At 36.3% G+C, this 12,483-nt stretch carries 13 protein-coding genes and 1 riboswitch; of the genes, 4 read left to right on the top strand and 9 right to left on the bottom strand.

Features of this window, described 5'->3' with window-relative positions; genetic code table 11:
* Position 1 precedes the first annotated feature (1 nt).
* Positions 2-1,177, top strand: coding sequence for a DUF4272 domain-containing protein (locus MHB39_RS21585; protein ID WP_342545332.1), 1,176 nt, complete (start codon positions 2-4; stop codon positions 1,175-1,177).
* Positions 1,178-1,226: 49 nt separating this feature from the next.
* Here MHB39_RS21585 and MHB39_RS21580 read toward each other — a convergent pair whose 3' ends face one another.
* The 3 genes from MHB39_RS21580 to MHB39_RS21570 form a co-directional block, all read right to left on the bottom strand.
* A complete protein-coding gene (locus tag MHB39_RS21580; protein ID WP_258858893.1) occupies positions 1,227-2,639 on the bottom strand; it encodes an erythromycin esterase family protein in 1,413 nt (470 codons plus the stop codon).
* Between the two features lie 137 nt (positions 2,640-2,776).
* Positions 2,777-3,130 carry a hypothetical protein gene (locus MHB39_RS21575; protein ID WP_258858892.1) on the bottom strand — a complete coding sequence of 118 codons (354 nt, stop codon included), beginning with the start codon at positions 3,128-3,130 and terminating at the stop codon, positions 2,777-2,779.
* A gap of 22 nt (positions 3,131-3,152) precedes the next feature.
* Positions 3,153-3,836, bottom strand: coding sequence for a DUF2225 domain-containing protein (locus tag MHB39_RS21570; RefSeq protein ID WP_036079623.1), 684 nt, complete (start codon positions 3,834-3,836; stop codon positions 3,153-3,155).
* 313 nt (positions 3,837-4,149) lie between these two features.
* Between MHB39_RS21570 and MHB39_RS21565 the strand changes: the two genes are divergently transcribed.
* The gene (locus MHB39_RS21565; protein WP_339280438.1) at positions 4,150-4,923 is read left to right on the top strand and encodes a Cof-type HAD-IIB family hydrolase; all 774 of its coding nucleotides are present in this window, start codon (positions 4,150-4,152) and stop codon (positions 4,921-4,923) included.
* 61 nt (positions 4,924-4,984) lie between these two features.
* Complete coding sequence (locus MHB39_RS21560) at positions 4,985-5,581, top strand: DedA family protein (RefSeq protein WP_036079620.1); 597 nt, start codon at positions 4,985-4,987, stop codon at positions 5,579-5,581.
* A 30-nt stretch (positions 5,582-5,611) separates the two neighbouring features.
* Here the strand turns inward: MHB39_RS21560 and MHB39_RS21555 are convergent, their stop codons facing one another.
* From MHB39_RS21555 to MHB39_RS21535, 5 genes are all read right to left on the bottom strand, one after another.
* Positions 5,612-6,349, bottom strand: a complete 738-nt coding sequence (locus tag MHB39_RS21555; protein WP_036079618.1) for a cyclase family protein — start codon at positions 6,347-6,349, stop codon at positions 5,612-5,614.
* A gap of 87 nt (positions 6,350-6,436) precedes the next feature.
* Positions 6,437-6,543, bottom strand: a riboswitch (SAM riboswitch).
* Between the two features lie 81 nt (positions 6,544-6,624).
* Positions 6,625-7,029, bottom strand: a complete 405-nt coding sequence (locus MHB39_RS21550; RefSeq protein ID WP_244905020.1) for a hypothetical protein — start codon at positions 7,027-7,029, stop codon at positions 6,625-6,627.
* A gap of 116 nt (positions 7,030-7,145) precedes the next feature.
* On the bottom strand, positions 7,146-8,717 hold the full coding sequence (locus tag MHB39_RS21545) for an AraC family transcriptional regulator (protein ID WP_342545331.1): 1,572 nt from the start codon (positions 8,715-8,717) through the stop codon (positions 7,146-7,148).
* Between the two features lie 74 nt (positions 8,718-8,791).
* Positions 8,792-9,742: an ABC transporter substrate-binding protein gene (locus tag MHB39_RS21540; protein WP_342545330.1), complete on the bottom strand. Its 951-nt coding sequence runs from the start codon at positions 9,740-9,742 to the stop codon at positions 8,792-8,794.
* A gap of 158 nt (positions 9,743-9,900) precedes the next feature.
* Complete coding sequence (locus MHB39_RS21535; protein ID WP_342545329.1) at positions 9,901-11,085, bottom strand: MFS transporter; 1,185 nt, start codon at positions 11,083-11,085, stop codon at positions 9,901-9,903.
* Between the two features lie 109 nt (positions 11,086-11,194).
* On the opposite strand from MHB39_RS21535, the gene MHB39_RS21530 reads away from it, so the two are divergent.
* Positions 11,195-11,578, top strand: a complete 384-nt coding sequence (locus MHB39_RS21530) for a helix-turn-helix domain-containing protein (RefSeq protein WP_036079607.1) — start codon at positions 11,195-11,197, stop codon at positions 11,576-11,578.
* Between the two features lie 55 nt (positions 11,579-11,633).
* Here the strand turns inward: MHB39_RS21530 and MHB39_RS21525 are convergent, their stop codons facing one another.
* Positions 11,634-12,479, bottom strand: coding sequence for an aldo/keto reductase (locus MHB39_RS21525; protein ID WP_339280434.1), 846 nt, complete (start codon positions 12,477-12,479; stop codon positions 11,634-11,636).
* Between the last annotated feature and the right edge of the window lie 4 nt (positions 12,480-12,483).

The raw sequence follows: 12,483 nt of genomic DNA, 5'->3' as shown, positions 1-12,483 counted from the left end.
ATTGAACCATTTTACGATATTTGCTTCCAAAAATGATACGGATGATATAGAGGATAAGCTATCTGATATATTAGCAAAAAGCTTTACTATTGAAAAAAACGATAATGAATATTTATTAAAATCAAGAGGTTTATTTAATAAATATAGATGCACCATAAACATTTTAACTGAAGATACGAACCCTGATTATTTTGCAAAAAATATACCTGGGATGATGGGCTTTTACAATTCAATTCCATTTAAAGATGAACAGCTAAAAGAACAAGTAATGATTCAAATATCCGTGCTCAATACTGTCGTTGCAATCGAAATGGACAAAGAGATGACAGATGACCATATGCAGCAATTTATAAAATTACTAGCAAGCATAGGGGGGATTGGATTCCTATCAGATGGTACTTTGCTGGATCAAAATGGTATGGTTATCGTTTATCCTAATGGAGAATCGGGTCCATCTGTTTTTCGACCACATGCTTGTACAAGAAAGATACATGCACATGAGATGACGTCAGCACAGGGAGAAGCACGAAAAAATAGAACGATAGCTTTTTTAACGGATAAGGAGATTCCTTATGCATCATCACTTCCTCAGCTACCACCAGTAGAAAATCTTCAATTTAAAAGCCAAGAGGATATTGCAAGAAGAGCGGTTGCCCTGTTAATTGTTATTCAATTCGCATGTGATGTAGCACAGAGGGGTGATATTGAGGAGTCTAGAGAATTCTTTACCAATATGCTACACACATATGAGGTGCATGAATTTTTAACGGAGCATGAAAAATTCTTTCTTGAGGCTCAGCATCCTGGTGCTCAAGAAGCAGTCAATATATCATGGCAATATGAAGCCTATTGGACACTTATTTGGGCATTGGGGCTTGTGGAAGAGCTAAATTTCCCTGACGATGTATGTGATTGTGAATATGCAATTCAAGTAGTTTCCCGTTGCGAGACATTTGAGCAATTTTATGGTCAAACGGTACTGCGCAGTAAGGAAGATATAGTGGATGAGGCGGATAAAATTTACAGATTACATTGGGCTTGTGTAGATAGCCGCATCAATGGACAAGAAGCTCCTTTAGCATTAAATGAAAGTGTTGTGATGGAAAGACGGAGAGGCTTATTTTGGATGATTGGATATCAAGGCGAAGAATGGGATACTATATCGATGGATACTTAAAATAATAGCAAACTAGGAAATCTAGTTTGCTATTGTTTAATAAGAGAGATTATTTAATATAAGTTGGTTTATTCACCTGATCTATTAAAAGTATACCATCGTATTGGTCGCGCGGAACAAGACTTTCCTGTATCATTCCCCAACTATAGGATAAGCGTGGTTCAAACATCCATGAGTTGCCTCGTTCATTTTGTCGATTGCGTAAATCGATGAATGTGTAAGGTTTATTTGTTGAAGACAGAATATCTTCAATAGATCCTTTGACAGGAGGTAAAACAGGCATAGGTTCTCCCATATTATTTGATGTCTCTCCACTAGTCATGTATAGACCTAATACATAGCTATATTTCTTATAGATATCAGGTAAACGTTCCCCCATTAATTTAACTGGGTAAGGAGATCCCATTACATCCGATTGTGCTTTACGAATATGATCGTTATGAGCCCATACAATAAACTTTTCTGTTGGGTACACCTCTTCAGCTAACCAAAGTAAGTTCTCCATCATCGCTTGATCTCGCCATTCCATAGTTTGCAAAAATGATTCTATATTATTTTGTTCAATATCGATATTGGACTGAATTGTTAACTCTATATATTCGTCTGCTAGTCGAATACGATCTGCTAGAGTGCGATCCATTAGTTTTACAATATGAGGCTCTTTTGGATAAGCTGCCTGTAGCTCTTTTTCTTTGATTTGTATTTCTGATTTTACCTGTTTATACACATCAATTATAGTAGCTTTTACTTTTTGATAGCCCTTCAAATCTTTTCCCGAGCTCCATTCAGCAAGTTGCTTCTCAGCTTCATTGAATTGCTGAGCCAACTTAGGGTTTTGCAGCCAATCTCCGTTCGTAAATGCTCCTTGCTGTTGAATATCGAAGCCAGTAAGTACAAGAGGTTGCTCTGTTGCTTGAGTCGATTTTGCATAGTCAAACAGAGGCAAAGTTTCTTTTGTCCACCAAACGCCGAAAATGGCATCCTTCATTGTTTGTAGAGCTGCTTGTTTATCAATTTGTCCTTGAGCATTCATCACATTACCCATACCACTTTCAAAGGCAAGGACATTATAGCCCATATCTTGATGTAAAAATTGTATTAAACGAGTTTTCGCTAGATTGAATTGCGCCACTCCATGAGAGCTTTCCCCTAAAAAGACAATACGTTTATCATGTAATAAAGGTTTTAGCATCTCTAAATCGTCAAATTTGTTAGCGGGAATTTTTTGTCCGGCAAACGTTTCAGGCTGGATGGATGACAGGCTGTATGCATGGTCATTCACCCATTTTTTCCAATCAAGTAATGTTTCATTAGAAGTCCTAGCTTGTTTGACGGCAGAATCGTTTTTAATAATCTGCTCATTTACAGGGACAGCAGCAGAGACATTTACTACTCCACTTACTGTCATTAAACTTGCCAATGCAAAACTTAATAAAACCTTATGCTTCCTAGCTTTCCTCATTAATTATCAGCCCTTCACTTTATATTGATACTAATTATAGAAAGGCAAGTTTAAAGTTTAGGAAGAATTTGTTTAAAATTAGTTTAAATTTAGTATGTAAAAAAGAAAAACACCTCCAATTGATGGAGGTTGGCATGCTATTTATAGTGATACGTACTTGCTCTTACATGGTTACGTTGAATTTGGTTAAACCATGCACGATCCTTTTCTTCTTGTTTTAATGTACCAACAATGGAGGAAGAGCAGCTAACACAAATTTTAGCTTGTGTAATTTGTCCACATCGTTCACATGGTGCCCCTAAATTAGGGAAAATGGTGTTCTTTAATTTTCCTGCTTTTACCCATTTATAAAGCAATTCGGATGATACGCCTGTTAGAGCGACAACTTCTTCGTTTGTTAGGTAGCGATTATTTTTTCTTAATAAAAAATGATGTAGCTCTGAATATATATCCTCTTCTCTCACATCAATTTTCTTTTGAAATAGCAACATAACCAATCATCTCCTCGTCCCATTAATTAATGATTTCATTAATTGTTATGGGTTGTTCGTCATATTTATAATTTTCCCAACGATTGCGTGCAAGCTTACGATATTTCGTCGAAACATTTCGATCTGCAATTAAACGTGAAAAACCTTTTTTAGCTTCAGGGATATCACCAAGTCGAAGGCTTAATTCAGCATGTAAAAACTGAATTCTCTCTCCACCTTCTTGATTGGAGGCAAAGGATTTACTATAAAAATCTCTAGCAGCAAAAAGGTAGCGCTTTTCAGACTCTTCGTCCTTTTTTAATCGATAGAGCCAAGCAATTTTTAGAGCGAAATTAGCCATTAAAAGAGATTCTTCCATTGACGCACGGGATACTAAATAGGCGAGCTTAAAACTGATAATGGCATCATCAATTGTACGTTCCTGACAGATATCCATAGGTTTCTGGAGCTCTTTAATGTATAGTTCATCAATGAGTAGCATGAAAGGTCCATATGTCCGTGTCATAGATTTATGGTAGGCATAGCCACAATGTGGACATACAGCAACTTCATACAGCAAAGGGTTTAGACCATCATAAACAGGCATGAAATCCGTTTGTTCTTCGATAATTTTATATCGATTAGGGCGAACTTTATATGTGGTAAACTGCTTTTTGCAAAATTTACAGTCTACACTACTTTCATAGTAGTAAATGTTAAATGCCATAAGAATCAACTCCTTTGCGCGCTATTTCTTTTGTTCTATTTATACGTAAGATTTTATCGTTCAATGTATTTAAGGTATTATCTATTATTTTAACAATTTTGTGTTCTTTGGTATACTCCTTTAGAATTATTAAATTAAAAATATTCAAGGAATTTTTAGTTAAATATTATTATAAATACGCTTGTAATAGTTTTTATCGGTGGTGCAAAAGGAAGTTATATAGTTTGCTTAAAGTTTGTCAAAATACTTTCACATGTTTCATGGGAGAAAAATTATAAATTGGTTCTAAATGATTATAAAGGAGGTGCTCAAAATGAAGTATAATATCGTGTTTTTTGATGTAGACGGCACATTGATTAATTACGAGGATGGCTGTGTGGAAGAAAGTACAAAACAAGCTATTCAGCTATTGCAAGAAAAAGGAATCCATCTTGTAGCGGCTACTGGAAGACCCTTATCTATGTGCTATGAGTTAAAAGCGCTAGGGATTGAAACCTTTATTACTGCAAATGGGGCCTATGTGAAACATAAGGATCTTGTCATACATAAAACTCCGATTGCCAAAGAAATTGTCCGAAATGTACAGGCATTTGCACAGGAACAGCAGCATAGCCTAACATTTTTTACAGAGAAGCTATATATGAATAGCATACAAAGTCCAGTAGCTTTAAGAGCGATGCAGGAAACTTTATCTTTACGGGATTTTCCACTTATAAATGAAAAAATTGTAGATGAAGAGGTTTTTCTCATGTGTCTATATGCGGATGAGCTGGCTGAAAAAAGATATACTAGCCAGTTTTCGAATATATTTTTGCAGCGATGGCATCCTTATATTGTGAATGTATTACAGCAGGATGTTTCGAAGTCAATAGCTATTAAAGCCGTACTGGATCATTTTAACATCGACCCTGAGAATGCGATTGCTTTTGGGGATGGGGATAATGATATTGACATGTTGGAGTATGTAGGATTAGGAATTGCCATGGGGAATGGTAGCACAGCTCTAAAAAGTGCTGCCAATTTTGTTACAAAGAAATCTACTGATAACGGTATCGATTTTGCTTTACGTCAGCTTCAAGTCATTTAGAGCGCTGAGGCTACACTATATATAGCAGGTAAATTTTAATAAATTTTAGGTGGGATGATTTATGGCACATCACGTGCAGTCTCTAATTGAACATTACGGATACTTTGGAATTATCGTGATTCTAATTGGAGGTATTGTAGGGGTGCCACTTCCTGATGAGGTGTTTCTAACTTATGTAGGCTATAGTGTTTACCGAGAAAGTCTTGAACATATTCCTGCTTTAGTCAGTGCAATGATTGGTGCGGTTGGAGGCATTACCTTAAGCTACTATATTGGTTATCGTTTTGGCTTACCGTTATTGCAGAAATATGGGCCTAAAATTCATATTACAGAGCAAAAAATTGACTTTACGAAAAAGATGTTTACAAAAATAGGACCTACCCTATTATTAATTGGCTATTTTATCCCCGGGGTACGTCATTTGACAGCGTATATTGCGGCTATTAATAATTATCCTTATAGAAAGTTTGCGCTTTTTGCCTATACAGGGGCATTTATCTGGACGTTCACATTTATATCATTAGGAAAGATGCTTGGAGAGAAATGGCGATTTGTTGGATACTATCTGACTCATTATAGTATCTATCTTATCCTTTTATTTATTGTAGGGATGCTCATTGCTTACTTTCTATTCAAAAAAAGAAATGGACAAACATAAAAGTCGGTATACGCTATACCGACTTTTATGTTATGGCAAAATAGCAAATGAGCGCACAGGGAAGCCAGATGCTTTTTCTGGCTTAGGTACGATATTGAAGATGATAGCGCCTTTCGCAGGTAGCTTGTCCAAATTCGTCATTAGCTCAATTTGATAGGTGTCTTGTTCAAGTACGAAATATTCACCATCTAGCTTGCCATTTTTACGAAAATCGGCGGCAGAGTCCGTATCGAATGTTTCATGACCAATTGCGCTTACCTTGCGTTCTTTTAGTAAAAACTGTAAAGCTTCTAAACCCCAGCCAGGGATATGGTTATGTCCATCTGCATCCTTATTACTGAAAGCTTCTTTATCTGGCCAGCGCTTACTCCAATCTGTACGTAATGCTACAAATGTTCCTGCTTCTATTTCTCCATGCTTGTCCTCAAAATCAAGAATATCTTCAACACTTAATGCAAAGTCATGGTTGCTTGCAGCCTCTTGTGATTTATCAATGACAACAAGGGGGAGAACAAGCTCTTTTAGTTCTAATTCTTCTAAGTAGCGAGTATCTCGCACAAAATGAATGGGTGGGTCGATATGTGTGCCATATTGACCGGGGAACGTAAATTGTTGGGCGAAGAAGCCATCCTTATGAGAGAATAACGTTTCAAATTTAGCGTCCTCAAACATAAAAAAATGTGGTGAATTAGGGCCGAATGTATGTGTTAAGTCAACCCACTGTTTCGATTTTAATAATTGCAATGCTTGTAAAAGTTCATTAGACATCTATTTCCCTGCTTTCTGTTAAAAATAGTGGTACATAAAAAGGAGTCCCCTTATAGAAGAGGACTCCTGCTGAAACAACGGTAGTTCTTCTCATCTTCAAGGCTGATCATTTTGCCAATTGGAATTAGCACCATACTGTTTAGCTGGTTGCTGAGACTTCATCGGGCCAATCCCTCCGTCTCTCTTGATAAGAAAAGTAATATAAGAATTTTCAGAAATAACAATACAAACACTTTAGCATAGTTTTTTATAGTTTACAAGTTCACTAGGAATTTTCACCAATTCAAATTCAAGGTGACTCCACAACAATCATTATCAATAAGACGTATTCTAAAACTGTCTGGTGTATAGTTCGTTTCAAATTTCATCGTAATGCCTGTTGATGTGATTAATTTTTCAACCTCTGTTTTATTTGAAAGTTGAGCAGCATTCATTAAATCATGTGCGAATTGTTGGGAGCTATCTATTTTATCCGTAAGTAATTGAGCTTGCTGCATCATCGCCTTTATCCGTGTTGCTGAAGCTTTTAATTTGTGTGTATCGACAGGTGGAAAAGGATTATTGGTCGGCATTGCTAGATGTTGAGAAAAGGGTCTAACGGCAAAATGATTTGCAATTGGCGATGTTGGATAATGATAGGGATGAACAAAATACGGATAAGGATTGTAATACAAGATCATTCCTCCTATCCTATAGCCTGATATCTTATCTTATGTAGCCAAACGACTTTCGGTGTTATTTACAATACAATGTTTGTCCTAAACATTTAAAAAGGAAGCTAAAGTGAGCTTCCTTTTTAGCCAAGTACATCCAAGACATCATCAATTTTTTTACTATGTGATAAAATGCCATAATTCATCCATGTTAAAAAGTCTACTTCATAGACACAGTTGGTTTTAACAGCTTCTAGGTTTTTCCAAGTAGGTGTTTTTAAAATAGCACGTTCTTCATTCTCATGAATGGAATGTTGTTTATCAAATGTAATAAATAAATGATCGGCATCTAATTGCATCAATCGATCAAATGTCAGTTGGGCTTTACGTTGATTGGGCGGAATACTCCATACTAGTGAATGGGGCATTAAACCTAAGTCATGATATAAAATGGGGCCCGTATAGCCACACTCAGGACCAGCGTATAGAGTGATGCCAATGGCTGAAATACGGAGAAATGCCACACTTTGCCCATAAACGGATTTACTAAGAATTCCTTTTGCTTGTTGTACTTTATCTTCATATTGTAGGATTACGTCTTGTATCAAGGAGGTTTTTCCTGTTAGATCTGCAATTTTAAATAACGTAGATTGCCAATTCTCTCCAGGGTGTGAGAGATGGCAGACGGGGGCTACCTCATTTAAATGCGGAAAGGATTCCCAACGCTCTACACCAGAATCTAGCATAATTAAAGTTGGCTTATAGTAAAGGAGTCGATCCATTTCTCTATTTTGTACATCGATATCTGGCACTTCCTGTAGACCTAAATAGTCTTGTTTTCCCCATTTTGAATGACTGAATTGAGCAATTGGCGTAATCCCAAGGGCAACAAAGAAATCTTCTAAGAATGGTGCAAATACACGTAGATGGCTGCTTTGACTTCTTCGATATTGTCCTGGCGAAATGCCGACATGTTCTTTAAAACGACGATTGAAATAATACTCATTATTAAATCCGACAGACTGGCTAATTTCATATACTCGATCATTTGTTGTTATTAATAATTGCTTAGCTTTTTCAATACGAATGTTATTTAAATAGTGAAGAGGAATTTGTCCCGTAATATCTTTAAAAATGCGCGTATAATTCCACCTTGGGACGTCAGCTAACTGTGCTAGCTGCTCAACCGTCCACTCTTTTTCAAAATGTTTATGTAATTGGTTAATGGACTGCTCAACAGATTGGCGATCATTTTTTTTCATCTGCTTGGGTATGGTTTGATGTAAGAGTAATAACATCAGCTCTTGAAAGTGCACATGCTGTTCAAAAATCGTGTGTTCATCCTCCGCTAACCGGTTTTGATAGATGACTTCTAGCAGTCTATGACATTGTGAAAAGGGGAGAAGATGTCGTTCGCTGATACTTGTAAAATGACTATATGAATTTTGACTATTGCTGAGATTGACAATGTTGAATTGTAACTGATAAAAACAAAGGTGTTCACTTTGAATGTGGATACTAACCGTGTTATTTGGCGGAATCAATATGCACTTTTCTTCACTAAAATGAATGGTGTCATGATCTATGGCTAGCTTTCCGCTACCATTCATTACGATAAAAAGTGTATAGAAATCACTACTAATCAATAACTTTTTTGACGGTTGAATTGAATAAGAGATATTTTGAAACGTATAAACATGTGTTAAGTTACCCATTGATAATTCACCCCTTTTTTTGAATTGGCAGAACAACACAAAGAAAGCCCTCATTAAGAGCTTTCTTTTGTAAATTATTTGACGAACCATTTCTCTAGATCATCATACTTTTGCAAGTTGGCTGTGATTGCGCCAGATTGCCAATATGTGCGCTCAGCAATATAGACATGCCCATTTTTTACAGCAGGGAGTGTTTTCCATAGTGTACTATCTAACCATTTAATGGCTTCTTGGTTCTCTTTAGACTCCCATGTACCGTTTGAAGGGAAAAGGATGATATGATCCGCATCTAATTCCGTGATAGCCTCTTCCGATAAAACCTCGTGGAACTCTGTCATATCACGGGCTAATGGATGTGGTGTTAAGCCTGTCTCTGTGTAAATATAGCCAGAGTAGCGATTTTTAATGCCAAATAACGCTAATGTATTATCAGCTACATTTAGTCGTACAACAGCAACTGTTTCGTCTCCAATTGATTCATCTAGTTTTGCTTTTAAATCGGAAACACGTTGCTCATATTGATCAACCATTTCTTTTGCTTTATCAGGAATATTTAAAACATCAGCTATTGTTTCTACAATTTTACGTGGATCTTGTAGAATATCTTCTTTCAAGCGGTAAGTAGGCGCTACCTTTGAGTACTCCTCATACTTTGCCTTATCCGCCGCGCCATCTACAATGATTAAATCAGGCTTGGCTTGTAATAATGTTTCCATGCTACCAGTAATGTCGAACTCAGGAACATCTAATCCTAAATAGTCTTGTTTTCCCCAAGATGGGTGATACCATTGCACAACAGGTTTTACATCCAAAGCAGTTAAATAGTCTTCCAAATAGATAGCAGCTACACGCTGTGGATTTGTAGGAATTTCTACTTTTCCAAACTCGTCTTCTACAATTCTTGTATCTTTAGATGTTTGTTCTTCTGTAGCTGTATCCTCTTTTACTTCATTTGAGCCACAGGCACTTAATAAGAACATTAGTGCAAAGAAAACTACAAATGAAAAATATCGACCTCTACGCATTTTATTCACTCCTATAGATTTACTAAAACAGTAAGGGTATTCCCTTAATTTAGAATGATAATCATTCTCGTTTGATTCAAGTAAATTATAGGATACAACATATCAACAAACAATACACATTCTCTACTACTTTTTTATACAAAATGAAATTCAGAGAGTTATTGTTTTTTGTTATCGAAAAGTAACCATAAAAGTGTAACAATTGCAGCTAGCATAACCATCAGGAATCCGTATATAGGCGTATGTGCCAACGATTGGTGGCGAATAATAAAGCCTCCGATATATGAGCCTAAAAATATGCCAATATTGAAAGCAGAAATATTCAATGCTGAGGCCATTGAAATTGCTGATGGTACATGTTTTTCAGATAGTAGAACGGCGTATAGCTGCAATCCTGGAACATTCATGAACATAAATAATCCCATTGTCAGTACCATGATTAAACCGATGATCGGTGATTCAAGAGTGAAGCCAATGGCAAGTAATGCTAAGGCAAGTCCAACAAAAATTATAAAGATTGAACGTAGCGGATTTTGGTTAGCAAAATGACCACCAAGAGTATTACCGATAGCTACACAAATACCATAGACAACTAGAATAATGACGACTGTATGTGGTGAATACCCCATATATTGCTCTAAAATAGGTGAAACATATGTGTAGACAACAAAAGCACCGCCGTATCCAATTGCGGTAATGAATAGTATTAAGATCATACGAATATTGCCTAATACCTTACCAATATCACGAATAGAGATGGGATTGCCCTTCGATAATTGGCTAGGTACTAGCAATGCATTACTAATTAAACCGATAATTCCAATAACGACAATAAAGATGAATGACATACGCCAATCTGTTACTTGTCCAATAAATGTACCGAGTGGGACACCTGTTACAGTAGCTAATGTTAAGCCAGTAAACATAAAGGCGATAGCACTTGCTCGTTTATTTGGTTCCACTACATCTGCTGCTATAACAGAAGCGATGGACATAAACACACCATGAGCTAAAGCTGATATTATACGACCTATTATCAGAACTGAAAAAACAGGTGCGATAGCTGCAGTTAAATTCCCTGCTATAAAAATAGTCATTACAAGCAGTAAAACTGTTTTTCGACTTAAACGAGATGTTAAGGCTGTTAGTAATGGAGCTCCAATAGTAACACCTAGTGCATATATAGAAACAGTTAAACCGGCTGTGCTTAAAGATATACCAAAATCATCAGTAATTAATGGTAAAAGTCCGACACTGATAAATTCAGTGGACCCTATTCCAAATGCACTAATTGCAAGTGCTAGCAATGTCAATTTTGCATTTGGCTTTTTTGATTGTGTCATTTTACTAATATCTCCTTTGATTTTTTTTATCATGTGTAGTAATATTCATACATACCTAAAAGTTGTGTAGAGTACTTTTAGTTACTTTTGAATATTACGGGGGTTTACAATGCAAAAAATTTATAATATTGGTGTTGAAGCTACGCTTGAAGTTATTGGTGGTAAATGGAAACCAGTCATTCTTTGTCATTTAAACCACCATGGTAAAATTCGAACAAATGAGTTTCGACGATTGATTCCTGGAATTTCACAAAAAATGCTTACAAGTCAATTAAGAGAATTAGAGCAAGCTGGATTAATCAATCGAAAGGTCTTCAATCAAGTTCCGCCTAAAGTGGAGTATTCCTTAACGTCTTATGGCCAAGGGATGGAGCCCATTTTGAATATGCTTTGCACTTGGGGCGAAAAGCATGTTGAGTTACTACAGGATAAAGGTGAAGACGTTCTGTTAAAACAACGTGATGAAGATATAGCTATGCAGCAAACATCATAATGAGGGGAGAAAGAGACTGTCATATACAAGACAGTCTCTTTCCTCATTTTAATGCCTATAGAGCAAAGTCAAATTCATCTGGATTTGGTCCAACACGTTGTTCACGATTCATCTCATTGATTAATGTCATTTCTTCGTCTGTTAAAGTAAAGTCAAAGATATCAGCGTTTTGCATCATGCGTTCTCTACGTACTGATTTTGGAATTGTAATCACTCCATTTTGTACATCCCAGCGTAAAATAACCTGAGCATTTGATTTTCCGTATTTTGTTGCGATTTTTGAAATTGTTTCATCTTCAAGAAGTCCACCTTGCATTAAAGGTGCCCATGCTTCAAGTTGAATTTGATGCTTGTCACAGAATGAACGAAGCTCCACTTGTTGTAAGCGTGGGTGGAATTCCACTTGGTTCAAAACAGGTTTAATACGAGCAAATGATAATAAGTTTTCCAAGTGTGCCACAGTAAAGTTACATACACCGATTGCTTTGATTTTGCCTTGTTCATATAGGTCTTCAAGTGCTTTCCATGATTCAGCATATTTATCTTTACCAGGCCAATGAATTAGATAAAGATCTAAATAATCTAATCCTAATTTTTTTAGACTCTCTTCATATGCTGCAATTGTTTCATCATAGCTTAAACCATCGTTCCATACTTTAGATGTGATAAATAAATCTTCACGACGTAAGCCAGTAGATGCTAGAGTTTGTTTAATACCTTCTCCTACACCTGCCTCATTGCCATAAATAGCAGCAGTGTCGATGCTTCGATAGCCGACTTCAATAGCGTTTTTTACCATCTCAGCCGTAGCATCATTTTCTACTTGAAAAACACCTAAACCCATACCAGGCATTTGTAGGCCATTATTTAAAGTGATTGTATCTTGTAAATGAGTAATCATTTTT

Origin of the sequence: Lysinibacillus sp. FSL K6-4013, from assembly GCF_038630435.1 — a bacterium.
Taxonomy (GTDB): Bacteria; Bacillota; Bacilli; order Bacillales_A; family Planococcaceae; genus Lysinibacillus; species Lysinibacillus boronitolerans.
The sequence above is the reverse complement of the archived record's forward strand: the minus strand, read 5'-3'. Positions and strand labels throughout refer to the sequence as shown.